Origin of the sequence: Alkalimarinus alittae, from assembly GCF_026016465.1 — a bacterium.
In the GTDB taxonomy this organism is placed as follows: domain Bacteria; phylum Pseudomonadota; class Gammaproteobacteria; order Pseudomonadales; family Oleiphilaceae; genus Alkalimarinus; species Alkalimarinus alittae.
In genome coordinates, this window is record NZ_CP100390.1 from 1,820,038 (window position 1) to 1,836,913 (window position 16,876).

The 16,876-nt window shown below is 40.0% G+C and carries 15 protein-coding genes and 2 tRNA genes; 8 read left to right on the top strand and 9 right to left on the bottom strand.

Features of this window, described 5'->3' with window-relative positions; translation table 11 throughout:
* Nucleotides 1–80: 80 nt before the first annotated feature.
* Complete coding sequence (locus tag NKI27_RS08295) at nucleotides 81–1,268, bottom strand: acetate/propionate family kinase (RefSeq protein WP_265049195.1); 1,188 nt, start codon at nucleotides 1,266–1,268, stop codon at nucleotides 81–83.
* Nucleotides 1,269–1,453: 185 nt separating this feature from the next.
* A complete protein-coding gene (locus NKI27_RS08300; protein ID WP_265049196.1) occupies nucleotides 1,454–3,775 on the bottom strand; it encodes a bifunctional diguanylate cyclase/phosphodiesterase in 2,322 nt (773 codons plus the stop codon).
* Between the two features lie 448 nt (nucleotides 3,776–4,223).
* Between NKI27_RS08300 and ccoM the strand changes: the two genes are divergently transcribed.
* Nucleotides 4,224–4,349 (top strand): cytochrome c oxidase subunit CcoM, encoded by a 126-nt coding sequence (ccoM, locus tag NKI27_RS08305; protein WP_265049197.1) that lies wholly within the window; start codon nucleotides 4,224–4,226, stop codon nucleotides 4,347–4,349.
* 29 nt (nucleotides 4,350–4,378) lie between these two features.
* Here the strand turns inward: ccoM and NKI27_RS08310 are convergent, their stop codons facing one another.
* The 4 genes from NKI27_RS08310 to NKI27_RS08325 all read right to left on the bottom strand — a co-directional run bounded on the left by NKI27_RS08310 (nucleotide 4,379) and on the right by NKI27_RS08325 (nucleotide 7,334).
* The gene (locus tag NKI27_RS08310; protein ID WP_265049198.1) at nucleotides 4,379–5,590 is read right to left on the bottom strand and encodes an EAL and HDOD domain-containing protein; all 1,212 of its coding nucleotides are present in this window, start codon (nucleotides 5,588–5,590) and stop codon (nucleotides 4,379–4,381) included.
* 168 nt (nucleotides 5,591–5,758) lie between these two features.
* Nucleotides 5,759–5,834, bottom strand: a tRNA-Glu gene (locus NKI27_RS08315).
* 116 nt (nucleotides 5,835–5,950) lie between these two features.
* On the bottom strand, nucleotides 5,951–6,544 hold the full coding sequence (locus tag NKI27_RS08320) for a hypothetical protein (RefSeq protein WP_265049199.1): 594 nt from the start codon (nucleotides 6,542–6,544) through the stop codon (nucleotides 5,951–5,953).
* 4 nt (nucleotides 6,545–6,548) lie between these two features.
* A complete protein-coding gene (locus NKI27_RS08325) occupies nucleotides 6,549–7,334 on the bottom strand; it encodes a substrate-binding periplasmic protein (RefSeq protein ID WP_265049200.1) in 786 nt (261 codons plus the stop codon).
* 334 nt (nucleotides 7,335–7,668) lie between these two features.
* Here NKI27_RS08325 and NKI27_RS08330 point away from each other — a divergent pair, with 334 nt between their 5' ends.
* From NKI27_RS08330 to NKI27_RS08345, 4 genes are all read left to right on the top strand, one after another.
* Nucleotides 7,669–8,376, top strand: coding sequence for a TetR/AcrR family transcriptional regulator (locus tag NKI27_RS08330; RefSeq protein WP_265049201.1), 708 nt, complete (start codon nucleotides 7,669–7,671; stop codon nucleotides 8,374–8,376).
* 157 nt (nucleotides 8,377–8,533) lie between these two features.
* Nucleotides 8,534–8,609 (top strand) — tRNA-Gly (locus tag NKI27_RS08335).
* 251 nt (nucleotides 8,610–8,860) lie between these two features.
* Entirely contained in the window at nucleotides 8,861–9,790 is a 930-nt protein-coding gene (locus NKI27_RS08340) for a chemotaxis protein CheV (protein WP_265049202.1), read from the top strand.
* A 65-nt stretch (nucleotides 9,791–9,855) separates the two neighbouring features.
* Nucleotides 9,856–10,650, top strand: coding sequence for an MOSC domain-containing protein (locus NKI27_RS08345; RefSeq protein ID WP_265049203.1), 795 nt, complete (start codon nucleotides 9,856–9,858; stop codon nucleotides 10,648–10,650).
* 62 nt (nucleotides 10,651–10,712) lie between these two features.
* Here the strand turns inward: NKI27_RS08345 and NKI27_RS08350 are convergent, their stop codons facing one another.
* Nucleotides 10,713–11,288, bottom strand: coding sequence for a hypothetical protein (locus NKI27_RS08350; protein WP_265049204.1), 576 nt, complete (start codon nucleotides 11,286–11,288; stop codon nucleotides 10,713–10,715).
* Between the two features lie 267 nt (nucleotides 11,289–11,555).
* Here NKI27_RS08350 and NKI27_RS08355 point away from each other — a divergent pair, with 267 nt between their 5' ends.
* Nucleotides 11,556–13,481 (top strand): ATP-binding cassette domain-containing protein, encoded by a 1,926-nt coding sequence (locus NKI27_RS08355; RefSeq protein WP_265049205.1) that lies wholly within the window; start codon nucleotides 11,556–11,558, stop codon nucleotides 13,479–13,481.
* 187 nt (nucleotides 13,482–13,668) lie between these two features.
* The gene (locus NKI27_RS08360) at nucleotides 13,669–14,349 is read left to right on the top strand and encodes a DUF6901 family protein (protein WP_265049206.1); all 681 of its coding nucleotides are present in this window, start codon (nucleotides 13,669–13,671) and stop codon (nucleotides 14,347–14,349) included.
* A 55-nt stretch (nucleotides 14,350–14,404) separates the two neighbouring features.
* Here NKI27_RS08360 and NKI27_RS08365 read toward each other — a convergent pair whose 3' ends face one another.
* Nucleotides 14,405–14,836 carry a universal stress protein gene (locus tag NKI27_RS08365; protein ID WP_265049207.1) on the bottom strand — a complete coding sequence of 144 codons (432 nt, stop codon included), beginning with the start codon at nucleotides 14,834–14,836 and terminating at the stop codon, nucleotides 14,405–14,407.
* 126 nt (nucleotides 14,837–14,962) lie between these two features.
* On the opposite strand from NKI27_RS08365, the gene NKI27_RS08370 reads away from it, so the two are divergent.
* On the top strand, nucleotides 14,963–15,454 hold the full coding sequence (locus tag NKI27_RS08370; RefSeq protein WP_265049208.1) for a hypothetical protein: 492 nt from the start codon (nucleotides 14,963–14,965) through the stop codon (nucleotides 15,452–15,454).
* Nucleotides 15,455–15,533: 79 nt separating this feature from the next.
* Here the strand turns inward: NKI27_RS08370 and NKI27_RS08375 are convergent, their stop codons facing one another.
* Entirely contained in the window at nucleotides 15,534–16,361 is an 828-nt protein-coding gene (locus tag NKI27_RS08375) for a hypothetical protein (RefSeq protein ID WP_265049209.1), read from the bottom strand.
* Nucleotides 16,362–16,876 lie beyond the last annotated feature (515 nt).

Here is a 16,876-nt window from a genome sequence, read left to right on the forward strand (position 1 = left end):
TGTCACCTTTGGTGTGTATTGCAAATTAATGACTGCTTAGTATGCAGTTACTTTCAATTAACGATTAAGCTTAGTTTAAGTTATAAGGCGTTTTTTAAAGTATCTCTTGCTATGACTAACTCTTCATTGGTTGGAACCACTAGAGCGAGTGTCCCCTTTGGATCAGTGATTCGTCCATCTGATTCAGCGCCATGGCATTCATTTAACTGACTTGATATCTTAAAGCCTAATATGGGCAGTCTTGCAAGTGTCATTGCTCTGATTTGGCTCGCGTTTTCGCCTATTCCTCCGGTAAACACAAGAGCATCAATTGAGGGGAGAGATGACGCCATAGCAGCAATGTATTTAGCAAGTTTGAAACAAAATACTTCAATCGCTAATGCGGCTCTTTCATTACCGTTTTCAGCTAGTTCAAATAAGGTACGCATATCATTGGTTTCACCCGACACACCGATAAGACCGCTTTCTTTGTTCAGCATTTGGCTGATGCTTTCGCTATTCATACCTATTTTACATAAAAACTCAAAAAGGCCTGGGTCAATGTCGCCGCTACGTGTACCCATCATCAAACCTTCAAGGGGTGTTAGCCCCATGCTGGTGTCGACACTAAGTCCATCTTTTATTGCAGTGACACTGCAGCCATTACCTAAGTGAGCCGTAATAAAATTACATTCGCTTAAGGGCTTTTTAAGTTTACTGGCTGCGATTTCAGCCACATACTTATGGCTAGTCCCATGAAAGCCATATCGCCTTATCCCATGGTCGGTATATAGGTGATAGGGAATAGGATAAAGGTATGATGCTTTTGGTAATGACTGGTGAAATGCCGTGTCAAAGACAGCTACTTGTGGTGTAGAAGGGTAAAACTCCGCCATTAGCGTAATGCCAAGGAGGTTTGCGGGGTTATGCAGTGGTGCAAGTGCAGCGCATTTTTCAATTTCAGCAAGCACGGTTTTATCAACCCTGACAGAGTTACTAAATGACTCCCCGCCATGAACCACTCGATGACCAATACCTATAGGTTCGCGGGTGAGTAATTGCATCTCTTTTAATGAGTTAATAACGTGTTTGATAGCGGTACTATGGTCTGAGCATGTTAAGTTTGAGGTTGTTTTATTGTCGCCCTTTTTGATGGTTATGAAGGCGTCTGTGGTGCCAAGTTTTTCAGCTAGTCCGGAGGCCACACAGTCAAAATCTTTAGCTGTAAAAAGTGCGAACTTAAGGGAAGAGCTGCCACAGTTAATAACAAGAATTGTATCGTTATTCATAGGTTTATTACTGGTTAGAAAAGTAGGGGGCTAAATTTTAGTGGAATAGGGTGTGCGCTCATTGATATTGGTTAACTAACTCGATGAAATATTATCAATCATTACCATGCCCGTTCATTTGAAAGGCTATATTAGCAGTGCATTATTGTCACTGCTACCTAATTGGCGTGCTTAAACATGTTTCATTAGGCATTATCTTGGATATTTTTCGTGAGCCAGTTGTTAAAGTCTTCAGCAGGCACAGGTCGACTAAAAAAGTAACCTTGAGCGTAATCACAGTTGTGTTGGTTTAGAAAACCAAGTTGAGGTGCTTCTTCAACTCCTTCTGCAATAACTTTTAAACCAAGGCTATGGGCCATTGTAATGATGGCCGTCACTAACGCTGCATCTTCACTCGACTCAATAACGTCTTGTACAAATGACTTGTCTATCTTAAGTGTGTCAAAAGGGTAACTTTTTAAGTACCCCAGTGCTGAGTAGCCTGTTCCAAAGTCATCAATTGAAAGCTTAATACCTTTTTCGTCGAGGTGCTTAAATATTCCAGATGTTTCGATCGACTTGTCAAGAATAAGTCTTTCTGTGATTTCAAGTTCTAGAAACTGAGGGTCTAACTGAGTCTCAGACAGTACTTGGTTAACGGTTTCAATAAAACCACCGTCTCTAAATTGTCTGGGTGATACGTTCACGGCAATCGTAAGGTTCATTCCTGTCGTTTGCTGCCAGTGTTTAATATCTTTACAGGCTGTATTGAGTACCCAGTCGCCGATGGGAACTATAAGGCCTGTTTCTTCTGCTAGCGGTATAAACTTATCAGGCGATATAATGCCTAGTGTGGGGTTGTTCCAGCGTATTAGTGCTTCAGCACCTATTATTTTACCTGTCGATGCCTGTACTATCGGTTGATAGTACAGTTCTAGCTCTTCAAGTTCTAATGCTCTTCTTAGCCGGGTTTCAATTTGGAGTCTTTCGTGCGAGTCCTGATTCATTTCAGGTGAAAAGCGTTGGAATGAACTCTTTCCTTTGTCTTTTGCTTGATACATTGCAGCATCTGCATGTTGCAGAAGGGTGGAGCTTGTGTCGCTATCTGTTGGGTAAATAGCAATACCAATACTGGTACTTATAAACACTTCTTGATTGGTTAGAATAAAGGGAGGGGTGAATGTTTGAAGTATTCTTTCCGCAACCTGTTCTGCCGCTGCATCGTCATCGAGAGAGGGTAAAATAACGAGGAACTCGTCACCACCAAGCCGTGCAACTGTGCTGGTGCCTCTTAAGCAAGATGAAATACGACGAGAGGCTTCAATCAATAGACTGTCACCATTATCGTGCCCCATTGTGTCGTTTATATGCTTAAAATTATCTAAATCGAGAAACATTAAGCCTACTTTGTGGTCGTCCCTTCTTGCCTGAGCGAGGGCAAGCTTTAAGCGGTCAAGTGCTAACATTCTATTGGGTAAACCTGTGAGAATGTCGTAATTGGCTTGTCTAAGTAATTGCTGTTCGTAACGCTTACGAATACTGATGTCTTCCCCAAGAATTAGATAGTGGTTTGGCCTCCCTTCGTTATCCTTTATGGGGGTAATAATAGACTGCTCCCAAAAGCGTTCTCCGCCTTTGCGAGTATTGTGGATTTCACCTTGCCACACACCTACGCGTTCAACTTGTAATTGAATGTTGTCCCAAAGTTGAGCGTGTTGAGTCGAAACGTCACCATTAATATCTCGCGGGTGCTGGGAAATTACATCGTTTAGCTCGAATCCAGTCAGTTGAGAAAATTTAGTATTAATATATTCGATTTTCCAACTGCGATCACAAATGAGCACTGAAGAAGGGCTTTGCTCAAGGGCTAACGAGAGTTTTCGAATTTCATTTTCGCTTTCATACTGCTTTTGTAAATCATCAATGAGCGTTAGCCGCATGCTATTAATGGCATTAGTCACTTGAGATAATTCGTCAGACTCATTAAATTTTGTATTTTCTCGGTCGAGAACGAGTGGTTTATCGAGGTGCTTGATGTTTAGGCTTTGCGCATATTCAGCCATTCTTCCAAGATGTCGAGTTACAAGGTATTGGAATATCCAAAGTATTAGAATTGAGATAAAAAAGGTTTTGAACGCTTGAGTGGTCAGAATTACAAACACCTTTCGTTTAAGGTTCTCATAAATTCCTTCCATACTCGCAACAATTGTCAGCTCCCCTAGGGTGTAGATTTCTTCACTATTATGAATAAGGGGGAACGTGTGGGAAACGGTGGAAATGTTTGAATCTAACTCACCTAGCACTATTTCTGAATCAGGGTAAACATTTAACCTAAGCTGTATGATATCGGGAAGGTTAAGAATTCCTTGCATTTGAACATTGAGTAATTTTTGATCTAGAGACCATAAGCTTCTCGACAAGCTGCTCATATAGCTTGTTTCGATGACAGACATTCTTTCATCTACTTTCGAAATATCTTCACTGTAATCAGAATAAATTTGCACGCCCGCTGTGATCAGCGTAAACATTGAGCTACAAATAAGAATGTAAGTGAGCATCTTATACGAAAGCGGTGAGCTTGATTTAAAGTGCTTTATGCGCTGTAAAAGGTTAGGCATGTCGAATGAACGGATTCTCTTGTATGCTAATTATAAGGTCTTTTGGGTTAACCGAGATCTTAGTATGTCTGGTTAAAGCGAACCCTAAGGCTATTAAGTCTACTTAGCTAAGTTACATTAGAATAATAGACTAGCATTTTGCAACCTGCTGAAAAATCGATACCTTTTTATGTAATTATTTATTAATAACGGCTGAAATAGATATGTTCTTATTTTTTACTTAGGTAATGATGAAAAACAAGTGCGGCTGTGTCTAATTTGATCAATATCAATAACTATACCTCTATATGAGTATATGGTTTGATTATGATTATCAATAAATAAGCCTTGATGATTGGGGCTAGCAAAGGGGTGTCACATGTATACAGATATTGTTGTTTTAGCTGGCATAGGTACCGTAGGCCTGATGGTGGCGTTTATGGTCGGGTTTGCTTATTTTTTTGCTAAAGATGGAAAAAAGAGAAGTAAGTTAAACTATAAATGAAGTTGAGAGCCTTATATGTAGGCTCTCAATTACTCTTCTGTATGCTTACCGGCCCAAGTAACGCTTTCAATATACATTCTATTTAAATCAATTTTTGAAATCCCGAATCGTTCTAGTAAATTCCAGTGGATTGCCTGCCACTTTGATTGTTCGTAATGCTTTGCTGTATGAATTGCTAGTCCTGCCTTTCCACGGTAATGGATAAGTGCATCGGATATCGTTGCTTCTAACGGTAAGGATAATAGTAGTTCTTTCAGAGGTGTATCGAAGTAGATATCTAGGCTCGAAAGTAAGCCTGTTGTAAAGTATAAATCAGGCTGATCGGGTGATAGTTTTTGAGACAGAAGTTCGCACAGTCTTGCTCTTGCTAGCGATATTTGTCTTAGCGATACTGGCTTGTCATCCATTTTGCTAAGTGCAAGCAGGCTAGACCAGCTCTTAATCTTGCTGATGCCTATCATCATTACAGCCATGTGTATCGAGTCTATAGTGACGGCTCTTCTATAAGCGGCTGAGTTTACCAGTTTAAGTAGCTTGAAACTTAGCGTTGGATCTTTCGATATAATGGCGTTAAGTTCAGTTACATTGACGGCAGGGTTTTGTAATTCGCTAATTAGTTGAAGTACTGCTAGCTTATTTTGCGGTAGTTTTTGTCCTTTAATTATCTCAGGTTTACTTAAAAAATAGCCTTGAAAAAGGTCGCAACCTAAACCTTTACATAGGTTGTAGTCTTTTATTGTTTCTATTTTTTCGGCTAGAAGCGTGTTAGAAAATTGTCTTAAATGGTTGATTGCACTTTTTAATTCATCGGCATTCATGGCGGGAAGTTCAAGCTTTATGATATCAGCCAGAGGTAGCAGGGGTTTGTAACGCTCATCCATCACAAAATCGTCTAGGGCGATGCGGTATCCCTTATGTTTGAGATTTTTTATTGCATCTACAACATCTGTATCAATAATGATGTCTTCGAGCACTTCAACAACAATGAGTTCGGGGTTGAAGGGAGGGGGGGCTAGTAAAAGTTCTTTTGTAAAGTTAACAAACGCAGGTTTATTGCCGGTTACTTTTTCTATGTCGCCTTCCGTAAAGGCGTTAAGTAATACTCTGGACGTAGCAATATTGCCATCAAAATTTGGCATATCGCATTTATCTTCTGGCCTGAACAGAAGTTCATAGGCTACTAATTCTTGTTGAGTATCATAAATAGGCTGTCGCGCTAACAATACATTTTGTTCGGTCATTAGTGCTCTCGAGATAGGGTTCTTCTTCTTTGCTGAAGCTTTCTTTGGATGATTTATTTAAGTGTAGAATAAAAATAAAAAAGAGGGAGGCGTTTACTGGATTGATTGTTAATAAACCTAAAACGAAAAAAGCCCGTGCAATAAGATTGCACGGGCTTTTAGAATAAGTGGCGTCCCCAAGGGGAGTCGAACCCCTGTTACCGCCGTGAAAGGGCGGTGTCCTAGGCCTCTAGACGATGGGGACGCAATGCTTTACCTCGTCAAGGTGGCGCGTATTCTATGGTGGAGGTGTAACTATGTCAATAACTAAGTATTAAAAAATATTGTCTTTTATTAACTTGGTTTGGAAGGCGTTACTGGTTAGTTCGAGCCAATTTGATTAATGCAATACTTTAAGCTGCTAGCCATAAGATCAAAAACGGCTTCTAAACCTTCAGCTTCAGCTAGATCAAAGTAATGGATTGCAATATTACGTCTTGATTTTGGAATTTGTGGGATAACGTTTTCTTTCGTTTGCTTGAGAAAGATGGCAAGTATAATTTCGTATCTTAGCTTGTTTTCACCGGCGCAAAAATAGTAGCCGTACTCAGGAGAGTTGAAGGACGGCTTTCCTTGATCAGTATGTACTTGCTTTGCACACTTGGCATAATCTGAATTGATAGCTGAGTACGCTGATAGTAAATCAGACTCTTCTATTAGTTTATAAGTGGACCTTACTTTTTTTTCGCCTTGAGAGGAAAGGTTGGGCAAGCTCTCAATGAGTTCATTCAGAGGAATTCCACGGTTATAAAATTGAGCCGTTGTTAGCATTTCGGTAGTAATAATGGTACATGATTGATAGCTGTGTTTAATATTCTCTTTTGCAGATAGGTTAGTGATAGATAGAAGTAGTAGTAGAACAACTGCGCAGAAGTGCTTACCGGTAGTCTTGTAGCGTGTTGATGTATAATTCATTGTTTTAGTGGCTGGTGTTAGGTGTGATGGTTCCATTAGTGATCAGTTGATGATATGACTGATCAAGCTTTTTAATTAATTCTTCCGCATGGCTATATTTTTTTGACACTATAAAGGATGAGTTGCGTTTATTTAAAACGCTGTGCTGAAGATCATCTACAGGGTTATTTCTTAAGTAAGCGTTGATAGGCTCATTGTAGTCTAGAAAATATTCACCTCTTTGTAGTTGGAGCATTTTTAGGCCAGATTTGTGCGTGGGTGTGAATAGCGCGATCATGCCAAAATCTTCGTGGGTTATCTTATCAATCAGGCCTGCGTAAGTATAACCATTGATTAATATAGTATGCGTGCCTGAAAGCTCTTTTATGTGTGATATTGGTGGTGTTCCTTTTAGATACCATGCAGATAGCGTGATGTTGCTAGGTACAGACTTACTTTCTAAGACATGACCTTGAAGTGAAGGGATGCCAGATAAGCCCGGCCACATGTCTATATTGCCTTCTTTAAGGTATAAATAAGCTCTAGCAATAGGCAGAAATACAAATTCGTATTCTATTTCTGCATTGTTTAATACTGCTTTTGTTATCTCGATGAATGAGCCAGCGGGTTGGTTGTTTTCATCTTTGTACTCGATCGGCGGAAATTCAACATAAGCCACTTTTAGTTTTTCAACTGTTTGAGTGTTACCTGTTGTCGCTAAGCTAAAAAGCAATAGGGTGATGATACCAAGCCTTGAGGGTGTTAGTAATTTGAGTGTGATAATGTTAAACCCTTTAGTTATACGCAACACGTGTTACCTGTTAATTAATGTTTAAGGCTGTAACGATATAAATTTATTTAAACGGAACCATGTGAGTTGTTTTCATAATGGTGGCTGTATAGAAAATGGTGTGTTTTCAAATAGTTTAATGACAAATGACCGTTACAGCGTGCATGGTCTTAGTATAGCGGCAGGAAGTGATTAATATCAAAGCGGCTTTGAAAAAAAACAATGAAATGAGAATAGGTCAATATTGCGTTTCGTATTAATTTGATAGAATGTTTAAAATTTAGTTATCCTGCAAACAATAAAAATAAAAAATACAGCTGGATTTTTAGTCAACCAGGTAAGTTGGATGTAAGTGATGAATGCTGAAAATGTCGCAACGACAAAAGAGTTTGAGTCATTAAAAAGCTCTATTCAATATCAGGGGCGCAAAGCGGCCAGAGCCAAAAGCGAGCATCGACGTCGAGAAATTCTTGAGGCTGCCTTAAGGATCGTTTCTCGTGAAGGTATTCGGGGTGTCAAACACCGTGCTGTCGCTAAAGAAGCTAGCGTTCCTTTGGCTTCTACTACTTACTACTTCAAAGATATAGAAGAGCTTATCAGTGATGCATTTATGCTGTTTGCTGAAAAGAGCTTACAGGTTTTGGATTTGTTTTATGGCGAGCTTAATAAGCTTGTAGAGACTTATGACGTTAAGCAGATTCATAACAACGCTGAAACAAAAGAGAAGTTTTCTGAAGACTTAATTAGTATGGGTGTAGCCTATATTAAGGCGCAAGTGAAATTTAGACGAGAAGATCTACTCGCTGAAATGGCATTTTTGCTTGAGGCAGTTCGTGATGAGCGCTTGAAGCCATTAGCAAGAGATTACCGGGCTATTTGGTATAGTCGCTTGATTGACTTCCTAACGATCGCCAATGCACCTGCTCCAAAAGAAGACGCCATGTTTATTATCAGTTCTGTGCAGGGCTTGTTATACGAAGGGATTGTTAGTGAGGGTGAGATCGATGAGGTTAAAACCCGAGCTATTTTAAAGCGCGCAATTCATTTATTGATGCAGCCTTAACTAAAAAATTAAACTTAGTGCTTGCAACATAAAAAACAGCCCCCTATAATAAGCACCACTTCCAAGGCACTGGTTCAAAAACATATAAGCCATTGATTGTATGGGGGTTGATTTAGTAGTTTAATTTATAGTTGAATTAAAACTACACCTTTCTTAAGCGGGAATAGCTCAGTTGGTAGAGCACAACCTTGCCAAGGTTGGGGTCGCGAGTTCGAATCTCGTTTCCCGCTCCAAATTATTTTAAATACTCAGTCTTTTCAAGGTTTACAGGGTGTTTGAAATATCAAGATTATTTACATTTCAAGATTAACTCAATTATCTAATATTTATCAATAATACATTTATAGCGTTTAAAATGTAGTTTTCCTCCCGTCGTTTAATTTATAATTTTCAGTCTACTTCTACTCAAGCTTTCTTGATCTACACTTAAAGATAATTAATTATCTGATAGACATTTTTTGCTTAATTTTTAATGGAGGTTTTCATGGCTGGGGTTATGGATTCAGTGAATCAGCGAACTCAGTTAGTCGGTGAGAACCGTCTAGAGTTGTTGATGTTTAATTTAAATGGCCGCCAAACCTTCGCTATTAATGTGTTTAAAATACAAGAAGTGTTGAAGTTGTCTGGGTTAACTAAAATGCCTCATGAGCATCCTGCTGTTTGCGGGGTAACGAACCTTCGGGGAAAAACCGTCCCTATTATTAATTTGAGTATGGCTATCAAGATGCCGCCTATAACACCGACGAGTGACTCGACGATTATAGTGACTGAGTATAATCGATCTGTTCAGGGGTTTTTAATTGGTGGAGTGGATAGAATTGTGAACATGAATTGGGGGGATATTTCGGCACCGCCTAAGGGGGCAGGAAGAAATCACTACCTCACCGCAATCACTCGATATGAAGGCACGTTGGTAGAGATTATAGATGTTGAAAAAGTGTTGGCTGAGATTGTACCGTACAATACCGATATATCTGATGATATCCTAGACCAAAATATTCTTTCGCAAGGGGAGGGGAGGCGAGTGCTGATTGTGGATGATTCCCCAGTTGCTATGGGGCAGGCGAGCAGTACCGTTAAAAAATTAGGATTAGACGTTGTTTGTGCAACTAATGGGCTTGAAGCGTTTAATATATTAAAAGGGTGGGCTGAACAGGGCATTGAAGAAATTGATAAATTGCTCATGATCATTACTGATGCAGAAATGCCAGAAATGGATGGCTATATGTTGACTACAGCCATTAGGCAAGACGATAGACTTAAGCATCTATTTATTGTGCTGCACACATCTCTTAGCGGTAACTTTAACAAGGCGATGGTAAAAAAAGTAGGCTGTGACGGGTTTTTATCTAAATTTCAACCTGATGAGTTAGCTGAGGTTGTTCAGAGTAGACTTAAAAGTGTTATCCGTTAGTCGGTAGTTTTCGCTACTTAAATGCAGTCACTTTGCATGCCCAAGGTGTGCTATATGAGGAAGAAATGCAGTTAGCATCAATCAATAAATATCCTGTAAAATCATTAAAAGGCGTACCTTTAGCGAGCACGATTGTTGACGATTTTGGCATTCAAAATGATCGTCGGTGGATGCTGATTGATGATAAAGGGGTCTTCATTACTCAGCGAAAATACCCGCTTTTGGGTACGATAAGTGTAGAAGATCAAGGTGTCGCGTTAAGGTTTTGCGCTTCTGGTGGGGCGGAGTTGAAGGTGTCTGCAGCGCGTTTTTCAGAGCATGTAGATACGGTTGTATGGGGGGATGCGGTTGGTGCGCTTAAAGCAGAGCCTTCGGTGAGTGACTGGTTTTCAAGTTTATTGGGTGTGCGCGTTAACCTAGTGTATATGCCAAATTCATCATTTAGGCAGGTTGATCGGCAGTATGCTGATTATAAGCAGCGTGTTAGTTTTGCAGACGGCTATCCTTTTTTGTTAACCACAGAGGCGTCGCTTTTGGAGTTAAATGAAAGGCTAGACTCCCCAGTTATGATGTCTAGGTTTAGGCCAAACTTAGTGGTGTCAGGTTGTGATGCTTACGAAGAAGATCGCTGGAAACGTATTAGAGTAGGTGAGATTGAATTTGAAATAGTAAAGCCTTGCTCAAGATGTATTATGACGACGATTGATGAATCAACCTTAAAATATGGTAAGGAGCCGTTAAAAACCTTAGCGGGCTACCGAAGAAATGAGTATGGCGTTTGCTTTGGTCAAAATTTGGTACATAAAAATCTGGGCACCTTAGACGTTGGAGCTAAAGTTGAAATTCTCGAGTGGCTCTAGGTTGGGCAGAACTATCATTTAGTTGTCGTAATTAAGGTTTTCAGTGCAAGTGTGACCTGACTTTAAAAAAGCTCTATATCGCTCTCTGTTTCTGTTTTCTTATCAAAGTGATGTCTGTAAATTTCGAGTGCCTGTTCAATGGTGGCGCCTTTTAATATGTGCTCGAACATTATACGTTCGGCTTCAACTGAATGATTGGAGGTGATTTCGGTTTGTAGTTTTTTCCAGGCGGCAGGGTTGTAAAGCTGCTCTGGTGTACTGATAACGCCACTTAGGCTTAAAAGGTTGCGCTTTACGTGTTCGAGTCGTTGACTTAAACGATCATAAAATTGGAATGCCACAATTGCGCTCGATACCTCTGTGTTGATATCGTTTGATTCATCTTTAATTGTGCTTATGACGCTTGCTTGCTCTTCGGCGTTGATATCATTAAGTGATTTTCCGCTTTCAGCTAGGTTATTTAACTTTGAGGCAACGCGCGTGAATGTTTCGGTTAAACTAGAGACGGCGTCTTCGCTTTCTTTCATGGAGCTTTCGATCTGGGCGACGGCTAAGGTAAGCATATTGATGGTTTCTCTTACTTGGCTCCAGTCAAGATCGGGGTTATGGGCGTTAGAGCTCTGCATTTGGTCACTCAAAATCATCTCCTGACAATATGTGTGCGATAAAATTAGTGTGAGGTATGAAGGTGCCTCAAAGTTTGTAAATAAAGGTTATACTGGCTAACGTGTAGAAAAATATGCGGCTTCCTCTGTATTAATTATATTGTTCGTTACCGATATTTTTGAATGCGTAATGGCTTAACAACCCTTTGAATGCTAAGTCATTTAAAGGATAGACAACATTAGATATTTGGCGAATAACAATTGCTAATTGTTTACTAATAATTGAGTTGGAGTTTTGTGATGTCAAACGTTAGGTTTGATGACGTAAGTCTCGCATTTGGGTTAAAGCCTTTGCTAGATGGGGTTAACTTTTCTGTAGATGCTGGTGAGCGTGTTTGTTTGGTTGGACGTAATGGCGAGGGTAAGTCTTCGTTGTTGAAAATTGTCTCGGGCGATGTGGTGCCTGATTCAGGCTTTGTTCGCTTTCAGGATGGTGTCACTGTTGGTACGCTCCCACAAGATATTCCTGATGCGACTGACAAAACCGTCTTTGAGGTTGTAGCTGAAGGCTTAGATGAAGTCGGGGGATGGATAGCGAGGTATCATGAGTTAATTCAACATGCAGATTCTGGTTCAAGCCTCGTCGAATTAGAACGTGTGCAGGCCAAAATAGAAGCTAGCGATGGTTGGTCATTAAACAATAAAGTTGATCACCTTATTAAACGCTTTAACCTAGACCCTGATAAAAAAATGAACTCTCTTTCTGGTGGTTGGCGTCGCCGCGTGTTGCTGGCAAAGGCATTGGTCAATGATCCAGATGTTCTGATATTAGATGAGCCGACTAACCATCTTGATATTCCTGCAATTTCATGGCTTGAAAAACAGCTCATTGAGTTTAGGGGGGCTTTATTATTCGTCAGTCACGATCGCTCGTTCATTAAGCGGTTGGCGACAAGAATTGTTGAGTTAGATCGAGGCAACTTAACGTCCTGGCCGGGCAATTATGAGCGCTATCTTGAAGGTAAGGGTAAGTTGCTAGAAGATGAAGCGCGTCAAAATGCCCTATTTGATAAAAAACTCTCTGAAGAAGAGGTGTGGATAAGGCAGGGGATTAAGGCTCGACGAACTAGAAACGAAGGTCGAGTGCGAAATCTCGAAGGTTTAAGAAAGGTCAGGCAGGAGCGAAGAGAAAAACAGGGTCGTGCGAAAATATCCCTAGATGATGCATCACTATCAGGTAAGTTAGTAGCGGAAGCTAGCAATATCAGCTTTTCGTACCCTGGTGGTGAAACACTCATTAAGAATCTATCTTTAGCCGTAATGAGGGGAGATAGAATCGGGCTTATCGGTGAAAATGGAACGGGTAAAACGACTCTTCTTAAATTGTTGCTGGGGAGTTTAGAGCCTACCGAAGGTACTGTTCGAACAGGAACGAAGCTTGATATTGCCTACTTTGATCAATTGAGAAGTGCGTTAGACCCTGAAAAAACGGTCATTGATAGTGTGTCAGAGGGGCGGGAGTTTCTTTCTATTGGAGGCAAAGACAGGCATATAATCAGCTATTTAAACGACTTTTTATTTACTGCTGCACGCTCAAGGTCGCCCGTTAAAGCACTTTCTGGCGGTGAAACAAATAGACTGTTGCTTGCAAAGCTGTTTAGTAAACCTGCCAATATCCTTGTAATGGATGAACCGACAAACGACTTAGATGTTGATACGCTTGAGCTATTAGAAGAGCTTCTCACTGCTTTTAAAGGTACCCTCTTAATTACCAGTCATGATCGATACTTTCTTGATAATGTTGTAACAAGTACTTTGGTCTTTGAAAAAGAAGGAAAGGTTCAGGAGTATATTGGGGGGTATTCTGATTGGGTAGCTTATACTGGCGGCTTTGACGAATTAGGCAAAGAGAAAAGCTCAGAGAAATCTAATGTGGTCTCTGAGCCAAGTCCAGCACCTAAAATAACTCAGGAAAAGCAAAAAGCAGAGACTGCAAAAGGTAAAAAGCTAAGTTATAAGCATAAATTAGAGCTTGAAAAGTTACCTGCACAAATTGAGTCACTTGAAACCTTGTTGGAGCAGTTGCAAGAAGCGGTAGGGTCAGCCGAGTTTTATAATCAAGATCATGAATTGGTTAGTGAAAAGCTGGCAGAACTGGAGTCTATAGAGTTGCAATTAAACGAAGCAATGGATCGATGGGTTGAGCTTGAGAGTATGGCGGGCTAGCAGTATGGCTGAGTATGCTTAAAAAACGGTTTCGAAAAATAAAATAATTGTAAAATAAATCAACTAGATGGATGTGTTTATCTTAAACATGAGCTATAAATAAATCATAGAGATTAAATGCATGCATCTATTATTTAAATAGTGTTTTTTGATTTTATAGAATCGTTATAAATGGTGTTGTTAGCGAATGAAAATTGACTATGTTTTTGAGTTCAGTGATAGCAAGCAACTTGCGTATCAAGTTGATGTTGAGCGCCCCGAGGTTACAGATGAGTGGGCTGATGAGAATGCTGAAGAGTGGGCTAGATTAGAGCATTGCCAGTGCACTAACTGTCCATTAGGAAAAAGTCAGAAATATTGTCCAGCGGCGCTTGATATACAGCGCTTAGTTGCTGATTTTAAAACCCAACCAGCGTTTCAGAAGGTGGATGTTCGGGTTACTACGCCTGAGCGAACCTATTCGAAACATACCGGGTTAGAAGAGGGTTTAAGGTCTTTGATGGGGTTGGTGCTAGCGACCAGCAAATGTCCTATCTTGTCTGAACTAAAACCGATGGCGCAACATCACATGCCTTTTGCTTCGAATGATGAGTTTATACTTCGAAATGTGTCTATCTATCTTGTTCAGCAGCATTTTGAGATGCGTGGAGGGGGGGACCCCGATTGGGATATGGTTGGGTTGGTTGATAGGAATAAGCGATTGCAGCTTGTTAATCAGGCGTTATGGCAGAGAATTCATACCGTCTGCGAAGGAGATTCTAATTTGAAGGCGCTATTAAGTTTCTTTTCAATGGCTTCAAGTGTTAGCTTCTCTTTGGAAAGTCAGATGCAGAAGCTAAAAGCTGTTTTAGATGGTGGGTTAGGGTAATACTTGTAGTCAACGATTAGGCGCTTAGCACCTAATCGTTATTCTGAGTTTTTATTTACTGTATTCTAACGGCCAACACATCGCACTTTGCGCCATGTAAAATGCCGTTTGCGGTCGAACCTAATAAAAGTTTTATGCCATGTCTGCCGTGACTTCCAACCACAACTAAGTCAAAATCACACTCTTCTGAAAGGCGGTGAATCTCTGTTTCAGGCCTGCCAATGATGACATGCTGTTGACTGTTATCTACTTGGTATTGGCTCCCTGCTTTTGCAAGAAACTCTTTGGCGTGATCTTCTAATTGTCTCTGGATTTCAGTCAGATCCATAGGTATATCACCGCCGTAGGCATAACCAAGAGGTTCTATGATGTGCACGATTTCGAGTGTGCAGTTATATCGGTTAGCTAAATCTCTTGCTCTATCGAGAACTTGGGCGGATTCTTCTGTAAGATCTATCGCGGCTAATATTTTATTGTATTCCGTCATGTCTTATCCCTTATTTCGATTAACTAGGCTACTAGATTTAACTTTAATGAGGTGTAAGAAGAATGCAATCTTCTTTTAGCTTATTATTGTTCGTCATCAACTATTTGTAAAATCAAAGGTAATGCTGTGGGTTCGTGGATTGTTATATTAATTGTGTTGTCTTTAATGGGCTCTGTTTTTTGGGTTATGCCTAGCACTAGAGATAGAGAAAGAATGAAAGTGCGTCAATGGGCTATGGGTAAGGGGTTAAAGGTTAGAATGCCCAATAAGACTCTTAAAGAACGTTTAGTCAGGTATGAAGATTTTATTTTGGGAGCCTATATTTATGAATGCTTAAATTTCTCTAGCCAGACTGTAAAGTTCTCGGGTGGTCTATATGTTATAAAGGATAAAGAAGGTGTGTGGTCATTCGTTGAGGCGTCTTTGCCTCAGGGTATTGATAAAGCAGCTGTGTTACAGGCTGCCAACTCGCTGCCTAGTGCTTGTCATCTTTTGATGCTGTCATCGAGCGGTGCTTTGGTTTTTTGGGATGAGCGAGGTGAAGAGAAGGATGTGAATGATATTTATGTGGCATTGAATGCTATTAATGAATCAATGATTGTGCCCAAAACAGCTTAAGTGTTAAGTGGCTTTGAGTGTATTAGCGTTGATGTAAGTATATAGAAGGCGCCTGCCTTCTATATATTTTTGCGTGGGCTTAAAGTCCTGATGTGGCTTCTAGAGAATCAATGATTCGTTTTGAGTAAAGATTAACGACGTAATTAACGTTCTTCTCGTTGTAGTTTATATATGAACCTTTAATAAAGTCCCACTTGGTTAATACGGAGTTTATGGTTTTCTTTTGTTCACCAGAACTGTTTGATAATAGTGTATTTAATTTTTTGTCTAGGTCGTTCGCGAGCACGTCAATAGTCTTCTCGGTTGCGCTACCTTGAAATATCTGGCTTACATTTGATGTGGTGCGTGCTGAATACTTAGTCATCATCGCTGCCATCATGATCGCTGATTGACGGCTTTGCTCTGCAATTGCTTCTGGTTTGAAGCCTGATTCGCTTTCCACCTTTGCGTAGCTGGTAGAGAGTTGGTCGGTAAATTCTTGGTTTTGAAGTGCAAGATCTGACATGAGTCGTAAGTCTGCATAGCCCTGATCGAGAATGTCATTGATGATGGTGTTAAGGGTCGTTTTATATGACTGCCATTTTTCAGCTGCTGCTGTTATGTCAGGCTTTATATATTCAACCGAATTAAACGATTCAAGCGTGTTCAGTACGGTGTTTACTTCATTAATGGCTTCGTTGACATCGCCTAGCAGTGCTTTGTCACCATCGTTTGCGCTAAAGTTATAAAATGCGTTGATGGTAAAGTAAGATTGTATCTGAGCCTGGTGGAGGGCTTTTAGAAGGTTATCTGCTTCTTCGTTTTCTTGCGCGTTTGCTGAAATGGCAACTGAAAAGAGAATAACTGAAAGCAGGGTTTTGGCTAGGTGCCGATAAGTCGTCGTAAAGTATTCGGCGAATAGCTTCATTGACAGTCTCCGTCTTATTATTTTGTGTGCTGGGTAGAGAAACCTGATCCGGAAATGCCATTAAATAGGCTTAAGGTAAACGCTACTCATCTGGTTTATGTAAAATAGGACTGACATTTATGTCAGGAATATTTTTTATTATAGTATTTTATTTAGTGCATACAAATACTTAATGGCTGAGGCTAAAGCAAGCGTTAGAGCCTTGCAAGATTTTTTTGTTAATTAATGTTCCAATTAAAAATTAATAAATATCCAAGTTAGAAGATAAAGTTCATAAATCAAATTATTAATATTTTTTAACTTATTGAATTTATTAAACTAAAATATATTCTCTTTAAGGTTATCATTTGAGTTGAATTGCAACTAAAATGTATAAATCTGTAGAAACGATTGACAAATGGTCGATTTTTTTTCATGGTGTGCGCTCTAGATTCAAACGAGCGTATGAATTTTGAATATAGCGCCTAGTTTTAGTGGCGGATATTAACCTTGTATTGTTACACGTTGGTGTACTT